21 protein-coding genes and 3 tRNA genes are annotated in these 22,297 nt (G+C 65.5%); 17 read left to right on the plus strand and 7 right to left on the minus strand.

Annotated features, from left to right (window positions below; all coding sequences use genetic code 11):
* Positions 1-363 precede the first annotated feature (363 nt).
* From urtA to urtE, 5 genes are all read left to right on the plus strand, one after another.
* Complete coding sequence (urtA, locus tag IED13_RS04775; protein ID WP_248311271.1) at positions 364-1,653, plus strand: urea ABC transporter substrate-binding protein; 1,290 nt, start codon at positions 364-366, stop codon at positions 1,651-1,653.
* Positions 1,654-1,859: 206 nt separating this feature from the next.
* Complete coding sequence (gene urtB, locus IED13_RS04780) at positions 1,860-3,479, plus strand: urea ABC transporter permease subunit UrtB (protein ID WP_112762064.1); 1,620 nt, start codon at positions 1,860-1,862, stop codon at positions 3,477-3,479.
* Positions 3,476-4,615 (plus strand): urea ABC transporter permease subunit UrtC, encoded by a 1,140-nt coding sequence (urtC, locus tag IED13_RS04785; RefSeq protein WP_142020790.1) that lies wholly within the window; start codon positions 3,476-3,478, stop codon positions 4,613-4,615. Before urtB ends, urtC begins: the two co-directional genes overlap by 4 nt.
* Before the next feature lie 4 nt (positions 4,616-4,619).
* Complete coding sequence (urtD, locus tag IED13_RS04790; RefSeq protein WP_038368765.1) at positions 4,620-5,384, plus strand: urea ABC transporter ATP-binding protein UrtD; 765 nt, start codon at positions 4,620-4,622, stop codon at positions 5,382-5,384.
* Between the two features lie 189 nt (positions 5,385-5,573).
* Positions 5,574-6,269, plus strand: coding sequence for an urea ABC transporter ATP-binding subunit UrtE (urtE, locus tag IED13_RS04795; protein ID WP_038367982.1), 696 nt, complete (start codon positions 5,574-5,576; stop codon positions 6,267-6,269).
* 64 nt (positions 6,270-6,333) lie between these two features.
* Here the strand turns inward: urtE and IED13_RS04800 are convergent, their stop codons facing one another.
* From IED13_RS04800 to IED13_RS04810, 3 genes are all read right to left on the minus strand, one after another.
* Positions 6,334-6,738: a carboxymuconolactone decarboxylase family protein gene (locus IED13_RS04800; RefSeq protein WP_133563877.1), complete on the minus strand. Its 405-nt coding sequence runs from the start codon at positions 6,736-6,738 to the stop codon at positions 6,334-6,336.
* A complete protein-coding gene (locus IED13_RS04805) occupies positions 6,674-7,102 on the minus strand; it encodes a MerR family transcriptional regulator (RefSeq protein ID WP_191123529.1) in 429 nt (142 codons plus the stop codon). Before IED13_RS04805 ends, IED13_RS04800 begins: the two co-directional genes overlap by 65 nt.
* 99 nt (positions 7,103-7,201) lie before the next feature.
* The gene (locus IED13_RS04810) at positions 7,202-7,666 is read right to left on the minus strand and encodes an Lrp/AsnC family transcriptional regulator (protein ID WP_191123530.1); all 465 of its coding nucleotides are present in this window, start codon (positions 7,664-7,666) and stop codon (positions 7,202-7,204) included.
* A 158-nt stretch (positions 7,667-7,824) separates the two neighbouring features.
* Between IED13_RS04810 and IED13_RS04815 the strand changes: the two genes are divergently transcribed.
* Together IED13_RS04815 and IED13_RS04820 are read left to right on the plus strand one after the other, a co-directional pair.
* Positions 7,825-8,835 (plus strand): 1-aminocyclopropane-1-carboxylate deaminase, encoded by a 1,011-nt coding sequence (locus tag IED13_RS04815; protein WP_191123531.1) that lies wholly within the window; start codon positions 7,825-7,827, stop codon positions 8,833-8,835.
* A gap of 6 nt (positions 8,836-8,841) precedes the next feature.
* Positions 8,842-9,141 (plus strand): hypothetical protein, encoded by a 300-nt coding sequence (locus IED13_RS04820; RefSeq protein WP_191123532.1) that lies wholly within the window; start codon positions 8,842-8,844, stop codon positions 9,139-9,141.
* Positions 9,142-9,145: 4 nt separating this feature from the next.
* Here the strand turns inward: IED13_RS04820 and IED13_RS04825 are convergent, their stop codons facing one another.
* Complete coding sequence (locus IED13_RS04825; RefSeq protein ID WP_191123533.1) at positions 9,146-9,556, minus strand: DUF2000 family protein; 411 nt, start codon at positions 9,554-9,556, stop codon at positions 9,146-9,148.
* Between IED13_RS04825 and IED13_RS04830 the strand changes: the two genes are divergently transcribed.
* The 3 genes from IED13_RS04830 (at position 9,555) to IED13_RS04840 (ending at position 12,040) form a co-directional block, all read left to right on the plus strand.
* Positions 9,555-10,433, plus strand: a complete 879-nt coding sequence (locus IED13_RS04830) for an AraC family transcriptional regulator (RefSeq protein ID WP_191123534.1) — start codon at positions 9,555-9,557, stop codon at positions 10,431-10,433. The two genes, IED13_RS04825 and IED13_RS04830, sit on opposite strands and share 2 nt — an antisense overlap.
* A gap of 81 nt (positions 10,434-10,514) precedes the next feature.
* Positions 10,515-11,501, plus strand: a complete 987-nt coding sequence (gene gnd, locus IED13_RS04835) for a phosphogluconate dehydrogenase (NAD(+)-dependent, decarboxylating) (protein WP_191123535.1) — start codon at positions 10,515-10,517, stop codon at positions 11,499-11,501.
* A gap of 5 nt (positions 11,502-11,506) precedes the next feature.
* Entirely contained in the window at positions 11,507-12,040 is a 534-nt protein-coding gene (locus IED13_RS04840) for a gluconokinase (protein ID WP_260368328.1), read from the plus strand.
* Between the two features lie 131 nt (positions 12,041-12,171).
* Here IED13_RS04840 and IED13_RS04845 read toward each other — a convergent pair whose 3' ends face one another.
* Positions 12,172-13,554: a multicopper oxidase family protein gene (locus tag IED13_RS04845; protein ID WP_248312445.1), complete on the minus strand. Its 1,383-nt coding sequence runs from the start codon at positions 13,552-13,554 to the stop codon at positions 12,172-12,174.
* 247 nt (positions 13,555-13,801) lie between these two features.
* Between IED13_RS04845 and IED13_RS04850 the strand changes: the two genes are divergently transcribed.
* The 5 genes from IED13_RS04850 (at position 13,802) to lon (ending at position 20,622) form a co-directional block, all read left to right on the plus strand.
* Positions 13,802-13,886 (plus strand) — tRNA-Leu (locus IED13_RS04850).
* Between the two features lie 192 nt (positions 13,887-14,078).
* A complete protein-coding gene (tig, locus tag IED13_RS04855; RefSeq protein ID WP_191123536.1) occupies positions 14,079-15,509 on the plus strand; it encodes a trigger factor in 1,431 nt (476 codons plus the stop codon).
* 161 nt (positions 15,510-15,670) lie between these two features.
* A complete protein-coding gene (locus IED13_RS04860) occupies positions 15,671-16,291 on the plus strand; it encodes an ATP-dependent Clp protease proteolytic subunit (protein WP_038367950.1) in 621 nt (206 codons plus the stop codon).
* 273 nt (positions 16,292-16,564) lie between these two features.
* Positions 16,565-17,833 carry an ATP-dependent Clp protease ATP-binding subunit ClpX gene (gene clpX, locus IED13_RS04865; RefSeq protein ID WP_038367947.1) on the plus strand — a complete coding sequence of 423 codons (1,269 nt, stop codon included), beginning with the start codon at positions 16,565-16,567 and terminating at the stop codon, positions 17,831-17,833.
* A gap of 365 nt (positions 17,834-18,198) precedes the next feature.
* Complete coding sequence (gene lon / locus IED13_RS04870; RefSeq protein ID WP_038367944.1) at positions 18,199-20,622, plus strand: endopeptidase La; 2,424 nt, start codon at positions 18,199-18,201, stop codon at positions 20,620-20,622.
* 116 nt (positions 20,623-20,738) lie between these two features.
* Here the strand turns inward: lon and IED13_RS04875 are convergent, their stop codons facing one another.
* Both IED13_RS04875 and IED13_RS04880 read right to left on the minus strand, forming a co-directional pair.
* Positions 20,739-21,134: a DoxX family protein gene (locus IED13_RS04875; RefSeq protein ID WP_038368764.1), complete on the minus strand. Its 396-nt coding sequence runs from the start codon at positions 21,132-21,134 to the stop codon at positions 20,739-20,741.
* Between the two features lie 209 nt (positions 21,135-21,343).
* Positions 21,344-21,419, minus strand: a tRNA-Val gene (locus IED13_RS04880).
* 117 nt (positions 21,420-21,536) lie between these two features.
* Here IED13_RS04880 and IED13_RS04885 point away from each other — a divergent pair.
* Together IED13_RS04885 and IED13_RS04890 are read left to right on the plus strand one after the other, a co-directional pair.
* Positions 21,537-21,965: a hypothetical protein gene (locus tag IED13_RS04885; RefSeq protein ID WP_038368763.1), complete on the plus strand. Its 429-nt coding sequence runs from the start codon at positions 21,537-21,539 to the stop codon at positions 21,963-21,965.
* A 150-nt stretch (positions 21,966-22,115) separates the two neighbouring features.
* A tRNA-Asp gene (locus IED13_RS04890) sits at positions 22,116-22,192 on the plus strand.
* The last annotated feature ends 105 nt before the right edge of the window (positions 22,193-22,297 follow it).

Raw genomic sequence — 22,297 nt, forward strand, 5'->3', positions numbered from 1 at the left:
TACCGACCAGATGAGGCTAGGGTGATTCTCGGCTCCACGTAAATGCCAAAAAAAGCGCTGTCCGCTGCGCCGTGAGCGGCGTGTTTGCGGGCTAAATTTCAGGCGGATGGTGCGGTGCGCAATTAGCAGGCAGTGGATTTGCCTGCAAAATGAGCAGAAATGATCGATGTGACCTGATCATTGCGTCGGGGCCCGCCTCTTTCGCAGGAAATGCGGGGTTTGCTGACCTAGCGGCAGAGATTTGCGCGACGACCCGTTCGGTGAGGCCGGTTGGCATGTGGCTTGCGATACCTGCCTTCGGGCCGGGGAGGCCTGTCGGTGCCGATCGCGGCGCCGCTCAACAGGAATATTCGGGAGCAGCCCGTGAACAGCAATCGTCGCGAATTCCTCGGCACCGCGCTCGCGGGCGCCGCTTTCCTCGGTTCCTCCTATCTGCCGGCGGCGGCGCAGCAGGAGACCATCAAGATCGGCATCCTGCACTCGCTCTCGGGCACGATGGCGATCTCCGAGACGACCCTGAAGGACGTCATGCTCATGCTCATCGAGGAGCAGAACAAGAAGGGCGGCGTCCTCGGCAAGAAGCTCGAGGCTGTGGTGGTCGATCCGGCCTCGAACTGGCCGCTCTTCGCCGAGAAGGCGCGCGAGCTGATCACCAAGGACAAGGTCGCGGCCACCTTCGGCTGCTGGACTTCCGTGTCGCGCAAATCGGTGCTGCCGGTCTTCAAGGAGCTCAACAACATCCTGTTCTATCCCGTCCAGTATGAGGGCGAGGAGAGCGAGCGCAACGTCTTCTACACCGGCGCGGCCCCGAACCAGCAGGCGATCCCCGCCGTCGACTATCTCGCCAAGGAGGAGAAGGTCGAGCGCTGGGTGCTCGCCGGGACCGACTATGTCTACCCGCGTACGACCAACAAGATCCTCGAGGCCTATCTCAAGTCCAAGGGCGTGAAGCCCGAGGACATCATGATCAACTACACCCCCTTCGGTCATTCCGACTGGCAGACCATCGTCTCCGATATCAAGAAGTTCGGCTCGGCCGGCAAGAAGACGGCCGTGGTTTCGACCATCAACGGCGATGCCAACGTGCCGTTCTACAAGGAGCTCGGCAACCAGGGCATCAAGGCGACCGACATTCCGGTCGTGGCCTTCTCGGTCGGCGAGGAGGAACTCGCCGGCATCGACACCAAGCCGCTGGTCGGCCATCTCGCCGCCTGGAACTATTTCGAATCGATCAAGACGCCGGAGAACGAGGCCTTCATCAAGCAGTGGCAGGCCTTCACCAAGAACCCGAAGCGCGTCACCAACGACCCAATGGAGGCGCATTACATCGGCTTCAACATGTGGGTGAAGGCGGTCGAGAAGGCCAAGTCGACCGATCCGGACAAGGTCATCGACGCGCTGCCCGGCATCGAGGCGCCGAACCTGACCGGCGGCATCTCCAAGATGCTGCCCAACCACCACATCACCAAGCCGGTCTTCATCGGCGAGATCAAGGATGACGGCCAGTTCGACGTGGTCTGGAAGACCTCCGGCCTCGTTCCGGGCGATGCCTGGTCGAAGGAGCTCGACGGCTCCAAGGATCTGGTCGGCGACTGGGTCGAGAAGAAGTGCGGCAACTTCAACGTCAAAACCAACAAGTGCGGTGGCGCCTGAGATCATGAGGGGGAGGGGCGGCACGGGAAATATCCCGGTCGTCCCTCGTATCTCGCCTTTGTATCTCGCCGTTCCATCGCGGTTGCTCGTCCCGCTCCGTCATCCCGGCGGAGCGAAGCCTAGAGGCGGGATCGATGCCTGAGCTTTTCGGGGAAACGCCCGGGCATGGATCCCGGGTCGCCCTGCGGGCGCCCGGGATGACCTGAATGCGGAAGCCGGTCTTGATGTCCTTCCTTTATCGCCTGCTGCATCTCGGAGTGATCGTCGTCGCACTGGTCGCGGCCTCGATCGCCTCCTTCGCGCAGACTGCCGACGAGGCCTTCACGCGCCTCGCCGCCGACAGCTATTCCGACACGACGCGCGCCGTCGAAATCCTGGTGTCGACCGCCCATCCCAATGCTGCGCTGATCGTCGAAGCCCTGAACGACGGTCGCCTGCTCGCCGGCCCCGGCGGCGTCGTGCTGAAGACCCCGACAGGTGGCTTCGTCGACGCCAGGACCGGCGCTGCGCTCACCGCCGCTCCGGCGGATGTGAAGACCGTTCGCCTCAACAACGCGGTGCGGCGCACCGTGCAGGCCGCGCTCGGCGGCCTGAGCCTGCTCAATCCTGAACCCGCGAAACGGACTGCCGCAGCCGAAGCGGTCTTCAAGTCGCGCGATGCCAGCCTCCTGCCCATCGTCGAAGCCGCCATCGGCAAGGAGACCGATCCGCGCGCGCTCGCCGCCCTGCGCCAGGCCCAGGCCGCGATCCTGATCGCCAAGCCCGATGCCGCCCCGCTCGACCGCCTCGGCGCCATCGACCTGCTGCGCGAGCGCGGCGACCAGGATGCGCTGGCGACGTTGCGCTCGCTCGCAGGCGAGGCGACCCCGGCGCTCAAGGACGCGCAGGCGAGGGCGATCTCCGCCATCGAGGGCCGCCTGCGTCTCTGGGCCATGGCGCAGAACCTCTGGTACGGGCTCTCGCTTGGCTCGGTGCTGCTGCTGGCCGCCATCGGCCTTGCCATCACCTTTGGTGTGATGGGCGTCATCAACATGGCCCATGGCGAGATGGTCATGCTCGGCGCCTACACCACCTTCGTGGTGCAGGAGATCATCCGGGCGAACGCGCCCGGCCTGTTCGACTGGTCGCTGGCCATCGCCTTGCCGGCGGCCTTCATCGTCTCGGGCGCGGTCGGCATCGCCATCGAGCGCGGCGTCATCCGCTTTCTCTATGGCCGGCCGCTCGAAACATTGCTGGCGACCTGGGGCATCAGCCTCATGCTGCAGCAGGCGGTCCGCACCGCCTTCGGCCCGACCAACCGAGAGGTCGGCGCCCCTAGTTTCATGTCCGGCGCCTTCGATCTCGGTGGGCTGGCCATCACCTATAACCGACTCTGGATCATCGTCTTCGCGGGGCTGGTCTTCGCGGCGCTGCTCGCCATCCTGAAGCTGACGCCGATGGGGCTGCAGATGCGCGCCGTGACGCAAAACCGCCGCATGGCCTCCGCCATGGGCATCCGCACCGGCCGCATCGACGCGCTGACCTTCGGGCTGGGCTCCGGTGTCGCGGGTTTGGCCGGCGTCGCGCTCTCCCAGATCGACAATGTCAGCCCCAATCTCGGCCAGAGCTACATCATCGATAGCTTCATGGTCGTGGTCTTCGGCGGCGTCGGGAACCTGTGGGGCACGCTGGTCGGCGCCATGACGCTCGGCGTCGCCAACAAGCTGCTCGAACCCTATGCCGGCGCGGTGCTCGGCAAGATCGCGCTCTTGGTCTGCATCATCCTCTTCATCCAGAAGCGCCCGCGCGGCCTGTTCGCGCTCAAGGGCCGGGCGGTGGAAGCATGATCACCCGCTTCCTCCTGCAGAAGATGGACCGTCGCGGCGGCATCTTTCTCGCGATCCTGCTCGGCCTGGCCGTGCTGGTGCCGCTTTCGAACCTGCTGCTGCCGGCGTCCTCGCCCTTCCACGTCCCGACCTCGACCATGTCGCTCTGGGGCAAATATCTCTGCTACGCGCTGCTCGCGGTCTCGCTCGATCTGGTCTGGGGCTATTGCGGCATCCTGAGCCTCGGCCACGGCGCCTTCTTCGCGCTCGGCGGCTACGCCATGGGCATGTACCTCATGCGCCAGATCGGCTCGCGTGGCGTCTATGGCAACCCGATCCTGCCCGACTTCATGGTCTTCCTGAACTGGCAGGAATTGCCCTGGTACTGGTACGGCTTTTCGTCCTTCCCCTTCGCCATGCTGATGGTGCTGGCCGTGCCCGGCCTGCTCGCCTTCGTCTTCGGCTGGTTCGCCTTCCGCTCGCGCGTCACCGGCGTCTATCTCTCGATCATCACCCAGGCGTTGACCTATGCGCTGCTGCTCGCCTTCTTCCGCAACGATATGGGCTTCGGCGGCAACAATGGCCTGACCGATTTCAAGGACATCCTCGGCTTCAACATCCAGGCGCAAGCGACTCGTGCCGCTCTGTTTTCGCTGACCTGCGTCATGCTTGCGGTCGGCTTCCTGATCGCGCGCGGCATCGTCGTCTCGAAGCTCGGCAAGGTCGTGATCGCGATCCGGGACGCGGAGTCGCGCACCCGCTTCCTCGGCTACCGGGTCGACCGCTTCAAACTCTTCGTCTTCACCGTCTCGGCCTGCATGGCGGGCGTGGCAGGCGCGCTCTACGTGCCGCAGGTCGGCATCATCAATCCCAGCGAATTCGCACCGGCCAATTCGATCGAAACGGTGATCTGGGTCGCGGTCGGCGGCCGCGGCACGCTGGTCGGCGCAGCGCTGGGCGCGGTCGTGGTGAACTGGGCCAAGACGGTGTTCACTTCGGGCTTCATGGCGCCTTACTGGCTCTTCGCGCTCGGTGGGCTCTTCGTGGTGGTGACGCTCTTCCTGCCCAAGGGAATCCTCGGCACGGCCGAGGCGCTCTGGGCGCGCCGCCGCAAGCCCGATCAGACTCCGGCCGCCGAGCCGGCTCCGGCGGAGTGAAGCGATGAACGCTCCCGTGCCCGGCGCACTCACCTCCTCGCTGCTCTATCTCGACGGCGTCAGCGTCTCCTTCGACGGCTTCAAGGCGATCCGCGGGCTGTCTCTGACCATAGAACCGGGAGAGATGCGCGCCATCATCGGCCCCAACGGCGCCGGCAAGACCACGATGATGGACATCATCACCGGCAAGACCAAGCCCGATGTCGGCACGGTGATGTTCGGCGGCTCGGTCGATCTCACCAAGCTCGACGAGGCCGCGATCGCCAATCTCGGCATCGGCCGCAAGTTCCAGAAGCCGACGGTCTTCGACTTCCACACCATCGAGGACAACATCCTGCTCGCGCTGAAATCGAAGCGCACGGTCGGCAGGACGCTGTTCTGGAAGACCGAAGAGCCCCAGCAGAAGCGCATCGACGACATCCTCGGCATCGTGAAACTGGCCGACAAGCGCGACCGGCTCGCGGGCTCTCTGTCGCACGGCCAGAAGCAGTGGCTGGAGATCGGCATGCTGCTGGCGCAGGACCCGAAGCTCCTGCTCGTCGACGAGCCCGCCGCCGGCATGACCGATGGCGAGACGGCGCAGACGGCGGTGCTGCTCAAGGAGATCGCGCGGGATCATTCGGTGATCGTGGTCGAGCACGACATGGGCTTCATCCGCGAACTCGGGGTGAAGGTCACGGTGCTGCATGAGGGCTCGGTACTGGCCGAGGGGCCGCTCGATCAGGTCAGCGCCAACGAGCGCGTCGTCGAAGTCTATCTGGGGCGGTGAGATGACGCTGTTCTCATCCGGCTCAGTCCGTCTGCTGATCCTCACCGTCATCCCGGACAAGCCGCGAAGCGGCGCCGATCCGGGATCCATCGGAGGGCTCCGGAGGCTTCCGATGGATCCCGGAGTTCCGCTGCGCTGCGTCCGGGATGACGCGGTGTTTCCTTGCGATTCCGGCGAGGGGGCGTCCTCATGCTGACCGTCGACGCCATCGACCTCCATTACGGCGCGGCCCAGGCACTGCGCCGCGTCTCCGTCACCGCGGAACCGGGCAAGGTCACCTGCGTGATGGGCCGCAACGGCGTCGGCAAGACCTCGCTGATGCGCGCCATCGTCGGCCATCAGCCGATTTCGGCCGGCCATATCCGTTTCGACGGAGAGGACATCTCGACTCTGCGCAGCGAGGATCGGGCGCGGGCCGGCATCGCCTATGTGCCGCAGGGGCGGGAGATCTTCCCGCTGCTGACGGTGAAGGAGAATCTGGAGACCGGCTTCGCGCCGCTGAAGCGCAGGGAGCGCTTCGTCCCGGATGAGCTCTTCGACCTGTTCCCCGTGCTGAAGTCCATGCTGGGCCGGCGCGGCGGAGACCTCTCGGGTGGCCAACAGCAGCAGCTCGCCATAGCGCGAGCGTTGGTCACCCGGCCCAAATTGCTGGTTCTGGACGAGCCGACCGAGGGCATCCAGCCCTCGATCATCAAGGATATCGGCCGCGCCATCGACTATCTCCGCCAGAAGGGCGGCATGGCGATCGTGCTCGTCGAGCAGTATTTCGATTTCGCCCGCGATCTCGCCGACACGATGTTCGTGATGGATCGCGGCGAGGTCGTGCTGTCCGGCCCGATGAACGAGCTCGACGGCAACCAGGTGCAGAGGTTGATTCAGGTCTGAGGGGCGGACCCGCTGATTACCAGACCCGCTGATTAAGAGTCAGCGGCTCCGATGCAGCCTCTCGTCAGGCGGCGAGATCACGCGCCGCGAAGACCTCCTTCGCCGCGAAGAGCCCGTTAAGCGCAGCCGGAAACCCGGCATAGACGGCCATCTGGATCAGGATCTCGGTGATCTGCTCTCGCGAGAGGCCGACATTCAGCCCCGCCTCGATATGCACCTTGAGCTGCGGCGCGGCATTGCCCATCGCCGCAAGGGCGGCGATCGTCGCGATCTCGCGCGAGCGCAGGTCGAGACCGGGCCGCGAATAGATGTCGCCGAAGGGAAATTCGAACACATAGTCCGCGAAATCGGGTGCGATGTCGGCGAGCGCCGCGATCACCTTGTGGCCTGCTTCGCCGTCGATCTCAGCGAGCGCGCGCTTGCCGCGTTCTAGCCGGCTGGTTTCGGCGTGAGCGTTGATGTGCGTCATAGTCTTCTATCCTGTTCTCGGCGTCGGCATAGCCGGCGATCTTGGTGTCGAGGACGAGAAGGCAGGCGTTGAGCTCTGCGATGCGGGCGCGGACCTGCTCGCGGTGGCGCTCCAACTGGGCGCGCCGCTCGGGTTCCGTGCCGGCACCCTGTTCCCGCAAGGCGGCGTAGCGCAGCATCTCGCGGATCGGCATGCCCGTGGTCTTGAGCCTGCCCAGGAACTCGATCCAGGTCAGGATCGAGGCATCGTAGTCGCGTTGGCTCGACCGGTCCCGGTCGGCATAGGGCAGGAGGCCGATGCGCTCGTAATAGCGGATCGTATGGGCCGTCAGCCCCGAACGCCGGGCCAGTTCGCCGATCTTCATGCCGCCCTCTTCTCATGGTGACGCCGTGGAAGCTACGAGTTCGAGCGCGCTCTAAGTCAATGCCGTCGACGCGATTTTTTTTGGGGACCGCGCGAGCCCTCAAAACACCAGCGGCGCGTTGTCCACGACCTCCTTCATGACGAAGAAGGTGCGCGTCTGGCGCACGCCCGGCAGCGCGATCAGCCTGTCGGCGTGGAGCTTGTTGAAATCGGCCATGTCGCGCACGCGGATCTTCAGGATGTAGTCGAAATCGCCGGCGACGATGTGGCAGTCGAGCACCAGCTTCATCTCGCGGATCGCCTCCTCGAAGGCGCCGAAGCTTTCCGGCGTCGAGCGGTCCAGAACCACCCCGACGAAGGCGAGCGTGCCCATCTCGACCTTCTTCGGCGCGATCTGAGCCCGCACGCCGATGACGTAACCCTCGGCGAAGAGGCGCTGGATGCGGCGATGGCAGGTCGCGGCGCTGGTGTTCACCCGCTTGGCGATCTCGGCATTGCCCATGCGCCCGTCGCTCTGCAGCAGGCGCAGAATCCTGAGGTCGGTTTTGTCGAGCGTCTGGTCCATGAAAGAATCTTCCGAAATATGGCTCAGCTTCTGATTACAGGAGTCACAGAATTGCTTATTGCAGCGGAAATGCAATAGAAAGAGGGCTCATTTCGGAAGGACGTTTCAAAACGAATTTGTTAGCTTTCTCCGGTGTTTAACGGGAGCAAGCAAGACCCATGCTGGAGAAATTCGAGCGCTATCCGCTCACCTTCGGGCCGTCGCCGATCGAGAAGCTCTCGCGGCTCTCAGCCCATCTCGGCGGCGCCGTCGAGCTCTACGCCAAGCGCGAGGACTGCAATTCGGGCCTCGCCTTCGGCGGCAACAAGCTGCGCAAGCTCGAATACATCGTGCCGGACGCCATCGCCTCGGGCGCCGACACGCTGGTCTCGATCGGCGGTGTGCAGTCGAACCACACCCGCATGGTCGCGGCCACGGCGGCCAAGATCGGCATGAAGTGCCGGCTCGTGCAGGAAAGCTGGGTGCCGCATGACGACGCCGTCTATGACCGGGTCGGCAACATCCTGATGTCGCGCGTGATGGGCGCCCATGTCGAGCTGGTCGATGAGGGCTTCGACATCGGCATCCGCGAAAGCTGGGAGAATGCGCTGGCCGATGTGAAGGCCAAGGGCGGCAAGCCCTATGCGATTCCGGCCGGCGCCTCGGTCCATAAATTCGGCGGGCTCGGCTATGTCGGCTTCGCCGAGGAGGTGAGGGCGCAGGAGGCCGAACTCGGCTTCAAGTTCGACTACGTCGTGGTCTGCACCGTCACGGGCTCGACCCATGCCGGCATGGTCGTCGGCTTCGCCAAGGACGGACGCCAGCGCAACGTCATCGGCATCGATGCCTCCGCCACGCCAGCCCAGACCAAGGCGCAGGTTCTCGACATCGCGCAGAAGACCTCGGCGCTCATCGGCGGCAAGGACATTACCGCCGAGGACATCATCCTCAACGAGGACTACGCCTACCCCGTCTACGGCGTGCCCTCGAAAGAAACGATCGAAGCGATCCGCATGTCGGCCCGGCTCGAAGGCATGATGACCGACCCCGTCTATGAGGGGAAATCCATGCAGGGCATGATCGATCTCGTGAAGAAGGGCTTCTTCCCGGCCGGTTCGAAGGTGCTCTACGCCCATCTCGGCGGCGTGCCGGCGATCAACGGCTACAGCTACACCTTCCGCAACGGCTGAGCCGCCATGGAGGGGCTGCTTCTTGTCGAATACGACGCACGGGCCGCGGGCGTCCGGCAGGCCCTGCTCGGCCGGGTCGAGGCGCTCGTTCTGGCCTGCAAGGGTCAATTGCGCTTCGTCGCGACCGAGCGGAGGGGCGAGGAGGCCCGCGAGATCATGGCTGTCGATCTCGCCAGGGCGGCCGATGCGGCTGCGATCATCGCCGATTGGCGCGCCGATGCGGCGTTTCCGAACGGCGTGGACGCGCGGGTCCTGATGCGCGAGCCGGTGCGTGCGCCAGGCCCGGTGGAGGCTCTGTTTCCCTGAGCCTTCAATCGTGCAGCTTCAGGCCCTTGACGATCTTGTCGATCTCCTTGCGTTCGGCATGGAGAGCGAGTCCGACGAGATCGAGATCGGCCGTGGCGACCCCCGCCACGGCTTTGCGGTTGTCGACATCGTTGCCGGTCGCGAAAAGCTCGTATGTGTAGAGATGGGCCCTGACGCCGCGCCCCTGCGCGCGCTGCAGCACCTGCGTCAGCTCTTCGCCGGTCGCGGCGAAGATCAACACGGGCTGGCGGATCAGCGGGCCGTAGAGCCGACCCGAGCCGTCCTGATAAGGCTCACCCGCGAGTTCGGATGAGGTGCCGACGAGCCCTCCGGCGAGGAAGCTCGCGACATTGAGTTTCTGCCAGGTCGCGAGATTCTCGCGCACCACGATGGCGATCTTGGTATCGTAACGCATGGGTGCAGCGTTAGCCGAGGCCGGAAAGGCCAGTCTTGAACGATCGTGCAAGCCGGGTGCCGCGGACTGGGTGCGGCTCGGCACCGGCGCTGATGGCATCGAGCGGATCGAGGCCTTCTTCCATGGCTACGCCTATGATCCGCATCGCCACGACACCTATGCCTTCGGGCTGACGCTTTCCGGCGTGCAGTCCTTCGACTATCGCGGCGCCCGGCGCGACAGCCTGAGCGGCCATGCGATCGTCATCCACCCGGACGAGATCCATAACGGTCGCTCCGGCATCGCCGAGGGCTTTCGCTACCGGATGATCTATGTCGAGCCGCGGTTGATCCGCGAGGCGATGGGCGAGGCCGGCCGCAGCCTGCCCTTCGTTCCGGCCGCCGTCTCTCAGGACGCGCGGTTGGTAAGTGCCGTTACCGGCGCGCTTCGCGATCTCGATGCGCCGCTCGAAACGCTCGGGCTCGATGACATCCTGGTTCCCCTGGCTGACGCGCTTGCCGCGATCGATGCTTCCGCGGCGCGCATGCGCCGGCAGCGGCTCGATCGTCCGGCGCTGGAGCGGGCGCGGGATTATCTCGATGGCCATCTCGAAGCGCCGGTTGCCTCCGAAGAGCTCGAGAGGCTGACCGGGCTCGACCGCTTCACTTTGGCGCGACAATTTCGGACGACCTTCGGCACGAGCCCCTACAATTACCTCGTCATGCGTCGCCTCGGCCGGGCGCGCGGGCTGCTCGCGCTGGGTACGGGTTTGGCGGAGGTCGCGGCCGCCTGCGGTTTCGCCGATCAGAGCCATCTCACCCGCCAGTTCCATAGGGCCTACGGCATCACGCCGGGGCGCTGGCGGAGTCTGCAGCAGCGGGCCGCCGCGGCGCGCTGACCCTACCCCCGCTTGCTCCGCCCGCCGCCGCCATGCTTCAAGCAGGCAAGAGAGCCGGCTTCCCGGCAGGAGTGATCTGACATGCAGCTCGGAGTGATCGGCCTCGGCCGGATGGGTGGCAATATCGTGCGCCGGCTGATGCGCGCCGGCCATGAATGCGTGGTCTATGACCGCGATCCGAAACCGGGGCAGGCCCTTGCTGCGGATGGCGCCACCGTCGCCGCCGACCTCAAGGACATGGTCGCCAAGCTGAAGGCGCCGCGCGCGATCTGGGTGATGCTGCCGGCCGGCAAGATCACCGAGGGCACGCTCGCCGAGCTCGCCGGCCTCGTCGGCGCGGGCGACGTCTTGATCGATGGCGGCAACGCCTTTTGGAAGGACGATGTCCGCCGCGGCAAGGAGCTGGCGGCCAAGGGCATCCACTACATGGATGTCGGCACCTCCGGCGGCGTGCACGGGCTGGAGCGCGGCTACTGCCTGATGATCGGCGGCGCCAAGGAGGCCTTCGACCGGCTGGAGCCGATCTTCAAGGTGCTGGCGCCCGGCAAGGGCGAGGTCGAGCCGACCAGGCATCGCGAGGGCCGCAACCCGACCAGCGAGCAGGGCTATCTGCATTGCGGGCCGACCGGCTCGGGCCATTTCGTCAAGATGGTCCATAACGGCATCGAATACGGCATGATGCAGGCCTTCGCGGAGGGCTTCGACCTGCTGCGCAACGCATCGGCCAAGGAAGGCCTGCCGGCCGATTACGGCTTCGACTTCGACGTCGCTGAGATCGCCGAGGTCTGGCGCCGCGGCTCGGTCGTCACCTCCTGGCTGCTCGATCTGACGGCCGAGGCGCTCGCCGCCGATGAGGAACTCTCCGCCTATACCGGCAACGTCTCGGATTCGGGCGAGGGTCGCTGGACCGTCGATGCCGCCGTCGAGACCGCGACGCCGGCTGAGGTGTTGACCTCGGCGCTCTTCGCCCGCTTCCGCTCCCGCGTCGACCACACCTTCGGCGAGAAGATCCTCTCCGCCATGCGCGCCGGCTTCGGCGGCCATGTCGAGCCGAAAAAGCAGGGCTGACCGGCGTGAGCGCAGAAGATAAGGGCGGTCGCCCGGCCGTCATCGTCATCATGGGCGTCGCCAGCTCCGGCAAGACCTCGCTCGGCGAGCGGCTGGCGGCGCGCCTCGGCTGGCCGTTCCGCGATGCCGATTCCTTCCACCCGCCCGAGAACGTCGCCAAGATGGCCGGCGGCACCCCGCTGACCGACGAGGATCGCAAGCCCTGGCTCGCCGCCATCGCCGCCTGGATCGACGATCTCAGGGCGACGGGCGCGCACGGCATCGTCACCTGCTCGGCGCTCAAGAAGGCCTATCGCGAGGTCATCATCGGCGATCGGCCGGATGTGAGGCTGGTCTATCTCAGGGGCTCGCGCGAATTGATCGGCCGGCGCATGGCGGCCCGGCAGCACCATTTCATGCCGCCGGCGCTGCTCGACAGCCAGTTCGCCACGCTGCAGGAGCCGGGGCCCGACGAGAACCCGCTCGTCGTCTCGGTCGAGGACAGCAAGGACGCCATCGTGCAGGATGTGGTGGACCGGCTGGGGCTGGACGCGGGCTGATCGGATCAGGCGAGACTGCCACCGCCGTCATGCTCGGGCTTGACCCGAGCATCTCGGAAACCAGTGTCTTCTCGGCCTGGGCTTCTCGGGTCTCCGCTCCGCTTCGCCCGAGAATGACGGAGCAGAAGACCTTAAACCACCTCGAACCAGCTCCATAGCCCGAGATCGAAGCGTTCCAGCACGGTCGAGGAGATCAGCCAGCGGCCGGGGTTGTCGGCGATGAAGGCGATGTGCAGCTTCTTGCCCTCCGGAATCTGCACCGTGTCGAGGAAGTAGTTTTCCCAGCCGTCGTCGAGCGGGTGCAGCAGCCGGAAGGCGTGCCCATGCACATGCACGGGCTGGATGAAGGCGGTGCGGTTGTCGATCGCCATCACGACGGGCGTGCCGCGCTTGACGCTGAACAGCGGCTTGCCGTCCTTGGCTCCGATGCCGCCATTGACCAGCCAGGGCCGGGCGAGGTCGAGGCCGGTATAGTCGAGCGTCCGCTCCGGCGTCGGCTTGCCGCCGCCCTCGATCACCAGCGTCGGCCGCAGCGCGTCCTGCATCCGGACCGCGGCGGGCAAAGCGGGGTTGAGCTTGAGCGCCGGCACCGCGGCTGGCGGGACCTTCGCCGCGCCATCCGTGACGATCCGCACCAGCGGCAGGCCCGGGCCGATCAGGGCGGTGACGTTGACCGAGGCGCCGGCTTCGATCGGCAGGTCGAGGATGACGTCGTAGCGCGTGCCCGGCGCGAAGGGCAGTTGCGCATGCACCGGCTCGAAGGTTTCGGTCGGCTGGCCGTCCACCGCCACGACCGCAGCCTTCGCGCCGTCGAAGCGCAGTCGCATGATGCGGGCGTTGCAGCCATTGGCGAGCCGGAGACGCACGCGCGATCCGGGCGGCAGCTTGACCGGCTGCGGCGGTGGCTTGCCGTTGACGGTGAGCCAGTTTCCGAGCCGGCCGGCGGCAGCCGAGCTCGTTGCCTGCAAGGCAAAGGGCAGGATCGCCTGGTCGTCGCCGAGCAGCCAGTCGTTCACGAACACCGGCAGGTCGAGATCGACGGCGGGCGGCTCGCGTTCCTCGACGATCAGCAGCCCGCTCAAGCCCCGCCCCGCCGGCTCGGACGAGCCGCCGATGACCAGCGGGCGATACAGGATGGTGCCCGAATCCGGCGGCGTCAGCCGGTATTCGATGCTGTCGCCCGGCGCGACCGGCGGCTGGCTGAAGCCGCCGACGCCGTCCTGCGCCGATGCGCCGCGCAGGCCCTGCCAGTGTAGCGAGAGGGGCGCGGCCGTCTTGTTCTCCAATTTCAGCCGCAGCGTCTCGCCCTGCTTGATTCGCAAGCTCGGCCCTGGCGTCGTGCCGTCGAAGGCCCAGATCTCGGTCTCGGCGGCCGGCGCCGGGCGCAAGCGGAGCTTGGCGGGGCCGGCGACCAGCGTTCTGACCGGAGGCTCCTCCGGCGGTTTTGTGTTGCCGGGCGGTGTCGGGCTCTGGGCGCGGCCGGGCAGGGGGGCGAGCAGGGCGGTGCTGCTCATTCCCGCCAGCCATTGACGGCGGGTCGCGGTGGTCGGGCGGTCTGGCGGCAGGCTCGTCATTCCCTCCGCATAATCCGGCGGGCGGGCACTGGCGAGAGGGCCTGGCGCGAAGCGTGCCGAAAAGTGGCGGCACCGGCATTTTGCAGAACCGTCATTTTTTTGCTGCAACCGCCGCCTGAAATGCGTATAGCACCGCGGCCCAATGATGGCCGCGCTGCGTTTGCTCGCGCGCAGCGCTATCGGGCCGGCGGGCGTGGCGGAATTGGTAGACGCACTGGTTTTAGGTACCAGCGGCGAAAGTCGTGGGGGTTCGAGTCCCTCCGCCCGCACCATCGGCCGAGATCATCGCGTGTCCTTCCGGATGCGGTAACGGTGATCGATGCGACTGTTATCGCATCGGATTTTCCGGAAAGTGGAAGCCACTTTTCGGTCCGATGCCGGAATTTTTCGCGAGCGCGGTGGCGGCCGGAACCGGCGTCGCGCTTTGGACATTGAGACGTAAACGAGCTGTTGGCGGTACAAAAATGAACGTGACCGAAACCCTGTCCCAGGGCCTCAAGCGCGAATTCCAGGTGGTGCTGAACGCCGCCGACCTGAAGACCAGGCTCGACGACAGCCTGCAGGACCTCCAGGGCAAGGCCAAGATCAACGGCTTCCGCCCGGGCAAGGTGCCGGTCGCGCATCTGCGCCGCCTCTATGGCCGCTCGGTCATGTCCGACGTCCTCCAGAACGCCGTCAACGAGGCGAACCAGAAGATCGTCGCCGACAACAACCTGAAGCTCGCCTTCGAGCCGCAGATCCGCTTCCCCGAGAACAAGGACGAGATCGAGGCCGCGATGGAGGCCAAGGGCGATCTCGCCTTCACCGTCGCCCTCGAGGTTCTGCCGAAGATCGAGCTCGTCGACATCTCCGACGTTTCGCTCGTGAAGCCGGTCGCCGAGGTTCCGGACGCCGATGTCGACGCCGCGCTGCTGCGCATGGCGTCCGGCAACCGCACCTATTCGGCGAAGGGCGAGGAGGCCAAGGCCGAGACCGGCGACCGCCTGATGATCTCCTATGTCGGCACCATCGACGGCAAGGCCTTCGAGGGCGGCACCGGCGAAGGCATCCCGCTCGATCTCGGCTCCGGCCAGTTCATCCCCGGCTTCGAGGAGCAGCTCGAGGGCGTGAAGCAGGGCGAGACCCGCACGATCAAGGTCACCTTCCCTGAGAACTACGGCGCGGCCCATCTCGCCGGCCAGGCGGCCGAGTTCGTGGTCACCGTCACCGAGGTCCAGGGCCCGGACGCGATCAAGATCGACGACGAACTCGCCAAGGCCTTCGGCATGGAGTCGCTCGATGCGCTCAAGACCGCCGTGAGCGAGCAGATCGGCCGCGACTTCGGCGCCCAGTCGCGCCGCAAGCTCAAGAAGAGCCTGCTCGACGCGCTCGACGGCAAGTACACCTTCGAGCTGCCGCCGACGCTGGTCGACCAGGAGTTCAACAGCGTCTGGAGCCAGGTCGAGGCCGACATGAAGCAGGCCAACAAGACCTTCGCCGACGAGGACACCACCGAGGACGCAGCCCGCGCCGACTACCGCAAGATCGCCGAGCGCCGCGTTCGCCTCGGCCTCGTGCTGGCCGAGATCGGCGAGCAGGCCAAGGTACAGATCTCGGATGACGAGGTCACCCAGGCTTTGATCGAGCGCGCCCGCCAGTTCCCGGGCCAGGAAAAGCAGGTCTGGGAGTTCTACCGCAAGAACCCGCAGGCTCTCGCCGAGATCCGCGCCCCGATCTTCGAGGAGAAGGTCGTCGACCATCTGCTCGGCCAGGTGAAGGTCGAGGATCAGACGGTGTCGCGCGAGGCGCTCTACGCCGACGACGAGGTGGAAGCCGCCACCGAGGCCAAGCCGAAGAAGGCTGCCGCCAAGAAGAGCAAGAAGGCCGAAGACAAGGCCGAAGACGCTTCCGCCTGAGCGTTCCGGCAACCTTAATGCCAGCCTTTGCGCCGCCGGCCTTCGCGACCGGCGGCGCTTCCCTTTTCAGCCACGTTCGGCGTGCTTATGTGAGTGTCTTCCGAGACACTGCCGATTCGACCTCGTCGCCCGATACGGCGCTTACTCCCAAGGATTGATCCATGCTTCGCGATCCGATCGAGACCTACAACAATCTCGTCCCGATGGTGGTCGAGCAGTCGAGCCGCGGCGAGCGCGCCTTCGACATCTATTCGCGCCTGCTGCGTGAGCGCATCATCTTCCTGACCGGCCCGGTCGAGGACTTCTCCGCTTCGCTGATCGTGGCGCAGCTCCTCTTCCTCGAGGCCGAGAACCCCAAGAAGGAAATCTCCTTCTACATCAACTCGCCCGGCGGCGTGGTCACCTCGGGCCTGTCGATCTACGACACGATGCAGTTCATCCGCTGCCCGGTGACGACGCTATGCGTCGGCCAGGCCGCCTCGATGGGCTCGCTGCTGCTGACGGCCGGCGCCAAGGACATGCGCTTTGCCCTGCCGAATGCCCGCATCATGGTCCACCAGCCCTCCGGCGGCTTCCAGGGCCAGGTCACCGACATCCTGATCCACGCCAAGGAAGTCGAGAGCCTGAAGAAGCGGCTCAATGAAATCTACGTGAAGCACACCGGCCGCAGCTACGAGGACATCCACGCTGCGCTGGAACGCGACAACTTCATGACCGCCGAGCAGGCCCGCGATTTCGGCCTGATCGACAAGGTCATCGAGAAGCGGCCCGAGGACGCGTGAGGTTGCGACGAGCGGTCCCGATCCTGTGGGTTGGCGTGGGCAGGTTGAAGGCCCATATTGAAAGCGGATCGGCCCCGTGTTTGCATGGGGTCGGGGTGAGCGGACGAGGCGCTTCATCATGATCCGATTTGGATCGACCCAGCGTATCCGGATGTATCGGAACGGGCCGTTAACCTAATCATCGTGATCTGAGCGCTTATTTTATGACGGAGAGACGACGGTTGCATCTGCCTCGGCTGGTGTGGTCCCGGGCTCCGGAACTGGAGATGGACAATGGCTAGCAAGCCCGGCGGCGACTCGAAGAGCACGCTGTACTGCTCTTTCTGCGGCAAGAGCCAACACGAGGTCCGCAAGCTCATCGCGGGCCCGACCGTGTTCATCTGCGATGAATGCGTCGAGCTCTGCATGGACATCATTCGCGAGGAATCCAAATCCGCGCTGGTGAAGTCGAAGGACGGCGTGCCGACTCCCAAGGAGATCCGCAAGGTTCTGGACGACTATGTCATCGGCCAGGAGCACGCCAAGAAGGTGCTCTCGGTGGCGGTCCACAACCACTACAAGCGCCTGAGCCACGCGACGAAGCACAACGACGTCGAACTGGCGAAGTCGAACATCCTGCTGATCGGGCCGACCGGCTCGGGCAAGACGCTGCTCGCGCAGACGCTCGCCCGCATCCTTGACGTGCCCTTCACCATGGCCGACGCCACGACGCTGACCGAGGCTGGCTATGTCGGCGAGGATGTCGAGAACATCATCCTCAAGCTGCTCCAGGCTTCCGACTACAATGTCGAGCGGGCGCAGCGCGGCATCGTCTATATCGACGAGATCGACAAGATCAGCCGCAAGTCGGACAATCCCTCGATCACCCGTGACGTTTCGGGCGAGGGCGTCCAGCAGGCGCTGCTCAAGATCATGGAAGGCACCGTCGCCTCCGTGCCGCCGCAGGGCGGGCGCAAGCATCCGCAGCAGGAATTCCTGCAGGTCGACACCACGAACATCCTGTTCATCTGCGGCGGCGCCTTCGCCGGCCTCGACAAGATCATCTCGAGCCGCGGCAAGGGCACCTCGATCGGCTTCGGTGCCAAGGTCCAGTCTCCGGACGACCGCCGCACCGGCGCGATCTTCCGCGATGTCGAGCCCGAGGACCTGCTCAAGTTCGGCCTGATCCCGGAATTCGTCGGCCGCCTGCCGGTGCTGGCGACGCTGGAGGATCTCGACGAGCCGGCGCTGAAGACCATCCTGACGGAGCCCAAGAACGCGCTGGTGAAGCAGTATCAGCGCCTGTTCGAGATGGAGGACACCCAGCTCACCTTCACCGACGAGGCCGTCAGCCTGATCGCCCGCAAGGCGATCGAGCGGAAGACCGGCGCCCGCGGCCTGCGCTCGATCATGGAGGGCATCCTGCTCGAGACCATGTACGAGTTGCCGGGGCTGGAAGGCGTCGAGCAGGTCGTCATCGGCCCGGAGGCGGTCGAGAACAAGGCCCGTCCGCTCTTCATCTATGCGGAGCGCGAGGACGAGAACAAGACGGCCTCTGCCTGACGCCCGCCGCAACATTGCGACAACAGGACGCGCGCCTCTTGGCGCGCGTTTTGCGTTTTGATGGGATGCGGCCCGGCCGCGGTTTCCTTCCGCGACAGGCCGGTTGAAAATTGAGACGCTGAACTCAAAGCCGAAAGGCAGGGATTTCTTCGTATGTCCGACAGGCAGGACAGCAGTGCATAGACCGGCTGCCTCGCTTGAAAGCCAGAAAGGAAGTCTCCACTTTAGGTGCACTTGCGAGAGTCGCATGCCTGATGAGGGTGCGATGCGCGAGGGCGGAAGGGCGAATGGTCCCCTGGCCGCAAACGTCCGATCGTTCCGCCCATCTCGGGGGTTCGCCGGGCGCAACTGCAAAGGATAAGTCAATGACGTCGACGCCCCGCGCTCCCTTCGTCTCTGGCGAGACCGGCACCTACCCGGTCCTGCCCCTGCGCGATATCGTCGTTTTCCCCCATATGATCGTCCCGCTCTTCGTCGGCCGCGAGAAGTCCATCCGCGCGCTCGAGGAAGTCGTGAAGACGGACGGGCTCATCCTGCTGGCGACCCAGAAGAATGCCGGCGACGATGACCCGCAGCCCAACGAGATCTATGAGATCGGCACGCTCGCCCGCGTGCTGCAGCTTCTGAAGCTGCCCGACTCCACCGTGAAGGTGCTGGTCGAGGGTGTCGGCCGCGCCAAGGCCTCCTCCTATTCGGCAGCCGAGTCCTTCTACGAGGCCGAGGCCACGGGCCTTGCCGAGGAAGAGGGCAAGAAGGTCGAGATCGAGGCGCTGGCCCGTTCGGTCGTCTCGGAGTTCGAGAGCTATGTGAAGCTCAACAAGAAGATCTCGGGCGAGATCGTCGCCGCCGTCTCGCAGATCGACGAGCCTGCCAAGCTCGCCGACACCGTCGCCTCGCATCTCGCGGTCAAGATCGCCGACCGGCAGGCCGTGCTGGAGATCACCAACGTCGCCCATCGTCTGGAGAAGGTCCTGTCGCTCATGGAGAGCGAGATGTCCGTGCTTCAGGTCGAGAAGCGCATCCGCTCGCGCGTCAAGCGCCAGATGGAGAAGACCCAGCGCGAGTACTACCTCAACGAGCAGATGAAGGCGATCCAGAAGGAGCTGGGTGACGGCGAGGAAGGCCGTGACGAGCTGGCCGAGCTGGAAGAGCGCATCGCCCGCACCAAGCTGACCAAGGAAGCCCGCGACAAGGCCACGGCCGAGTTGAAGAAGCTGCGCCAGATGTCGCCGATGTCCGCGGAGGCGACCGTCGTGCGCAACTATCTCGACTGGATGCTCGGCATCCCGTGGGGCAAGCGCTCGAAGATCAAGAAGGATCTGAACGCCGCCCAGCTCGTGCTGGACGACGATCACTTCGGCCTGGACAAGGTCAAGGACCGCATCGTCGAGTATCTCGCCGTGCAGCAGCGCGCCAACAAGCTCGCCGGCCCGATCCTGTGCCTCGTCGGCCCTCCCGGCGTCGGCAAGACCTCGCTCGGCAAGTCGATCGCCAAGGCGACGGGGCGCGAGTTCGTGCGCATGTCGCTCGGCGGCGTGCGTGACGAGGCCGAGATCCGCGGTCACCGCCGCACCTATATCGGCTCGATGCCCGGCAAGATCATCCAGTCGATGAAGAAGGCCAAGACCTCGAACCCGCTCATCCTGCTCGACGAGATCGACAAGATGGGCCAGGACTTCCGCGGCGATCCCTCGGCGGCCCTGCTGGAGGTGCTCGACCCCGAGCAGAACTCGACCTTCAACGACCATTACCTCGAGGTCGATTACGACCTGTCGAACGTGATGTTCGTGACGACGGCGAACACGCTGAACATCCCGCCGGCCCTGCTGGACCGCATGGAGGTGATCCGCATCGCCGGCTACACCGAGGAAGAGAAGACCGAGATCGCGCGCAAGCACCTGATCGCCAACGCGATCAAGAAGCACGGGCTCGACGGCAAGGAGTGGTCGATCACCGACGAGGCCCTGCAGACCCTGGTGCGGCGTTACACCCGCGAGGCCGGTGTCCGTAACCTCGAGCGCGAAATCTCCAACACGGTCCGCAAGGGCGTGAAGGACATCGTGCTCGGCAAGAAGGCGAAGGTGGTCGTCGACGAGCCGCTGCTCGAGGAATATCTCGGCCCGCCGCGCTATCGCTACGGCATGGCGGAGACGGAGAATCAGGTCGGTGTCGTCACCGGTCTGGCCTGGACCGAGGTCGGCGGCGAATTGCTGACGATCGAGGGCGTCATGGTGCCCGGCAAGGGCCGCATGACCGTCACCGGCAATCTGCGCGACGTGATGAAGGAATCGATCTCGGCGGCGGCGTCCTATGTCCGCTCGCGGGCCGTCGATTTCGGGATCGAGCCGCCGCTCTTCGACCGGCGCGACATCCACGTTCACGTTCCGGAGGGGGCGACCCCGAAGGACGGGCCGTCGGCCGGCATCGCGATGGCCACCGCCATCGTTTCGATCCTGACCGGCATCCCGACCAACCGCGACGTCGCCATGACCGGCGAGATCACGCTGCGGGGCAGGGTGCTGCCGATCGGCGGGCTGAAGGAGAAGCTGCTGGCGGCTCTACGGGGCGGCATCAAGAAGGTGCTGATCCCCGAGGAGAACGCCAAGGACCTGATCGACCTGCCGAAGTCCGTGAAGGACGGCATGGAGATCGTCCCGGTCTCGCGCATGGAGCAGGTGCTCCAGCATGCGCTGACCCGCCAGCCGGTTCCGATCGTCTGGGAGGAGGACGTCAATGCCGTCCCCCCCAAGGGCACTGAGGACGATGCGGCGGGCGTCGTCGCTCACTGAGTGAAGGCATCGCCTGACATGAGAGGCCGCCGGACCGAGAGGTCCGGCGGCCTTTTTCGTTTGAAGCACGCTTGTTTCGTTGAAGCACGCTTGGCGGTTCGGCTGTGGGCGGCCTGTCAGGCCGTCTTCGTCCGCAAGGCCCGGTCGAGGCTCAGATAGCCGCCGCCGGCCGTCACGAAATACAGGAAGGCGAAACTGAAGACGGCGGCGGCGAAGCCGCCGTTCTCGGTCGGGAAGAAGCTCTTGGGGAAATGCGCGATGAAATAGGCGGCCGCCATCAGGCCGGAGAGCACGAACGCGGCGGCGCGTGTCTGGAAGCCGACGAGAAAGAGAAAGCCCGCGATCAGCTCGATCGATCCGGCGATCCAGGGCAGGGAGCCGACGGGAGGGGTGAAGTTGCCTGGGTGCAGGTGCAGGATTTTCGCCGTCCCGAATGAGAAGACGACGAGGCCGAGCGCGATCCTGAAGGCCGTCAGCGCATAGGGGCGAGCGCTATCGAGTGATCCCATGATGTGCGGTATCCATTTCCGTTGAACGCGACAGGGTTTTGCCCGTAGGGCCGGGCCGTTCAACACACGAATCGAAAACAATGCTGTGAAGGCCGGTCGCGACGGTCCGAAAACCGTGCCGGCAATCGGGCGCGCAACTCGGGCGTGGGGAGAACATCCGCGCCGCACGCGGCGTGAGCCGAAGAGTTTACCGGACGTGGTGATTCAAGCGATGGTGGGCGGTGACGGGCTCGAACCGCCGACATTCTCGGTGTAAACGAGACGCTCTACCGACTGAGCTAACCGCCCTCAGCGCTCGCGTTTAAGGCCTCGGCGCGCGTATCGCAAGCAGGCTCGGCAGCGTTGCCCGCAAAGCGCTGCGGTACGCAGCCGAATTCCGCCATCTTCGTCGGCACTGTTCCGGCCATGAGCTTCCGATCACGACATCCCGGTCTTGCCTTGCGGTGGCTGGCCGGCTTCGCCCTCCTCGCCGCGCAACAGGCGGCCGCGCAGTCACTCCTGCCCGATTCCTTCTTCGAGGGGCGCCCCGCCTTCTCCCAGCCCGAGCAGCCGGCGACGCCGGCGAGCTGTGAGAGCATCGCGGCCCAGCTCCCGGAATCGGTGCCGCGCGATTCGCGTGTCGATATGGCGATCGCTGGCCCCGTCACCCTGATCCAGACCGATGGCGCGGTCTGGTATGTCGCCGTCTGCGCGGATCCGGGCGTGCGCGTGCTCTGCGTGACCTATGGCGCCAACGACCTGAAGCTCGGCGATATGGCGGTGCTGCGCGGCGGCTACGCCCGCCAGAACGCCCGCCATGTGATGCTCGATCCCTGTCTGGCCTCTCGGGAATGAGTTTTACGGTCCGGCGCGGGGCGCGTCTTTTCGCGGTGCCGGAGATATTTTTCCACCGATTTGGTTTTGCCGGCATCGGGCGCTTGACACTTCCGGCCCGGGGCCATAATCCACACCTCGCTGACGGCCACCGCGCCTCAGTCGCCCAGCGCGGGCGTAGCTCAGTTGGTTAGAGTGCCGGCCTGTCACGCCGGAGGTCGCGGGTTCGAGCCCCGTCGCCCGCGCCATTTAAATCAAGGGTTTAACTCCGGAACCCTGACGCTTGTCGCATCGTCTTGCGCGCGGCCCTTACCCTTCTCGCTTCGATTTATTCTGTCCGAGCGTCGCCCGGA

The organism is Allobosea spartocytisi, from assembly GCF_014764685.1.
Taxonomy (GTDB): domain Bacteria; phylum Pseudomonadota; class Alphaproteobacteria; order Rhizobiales; family Beijerinckiaceae; genus Allobosea; species Allobosea spartocytisi.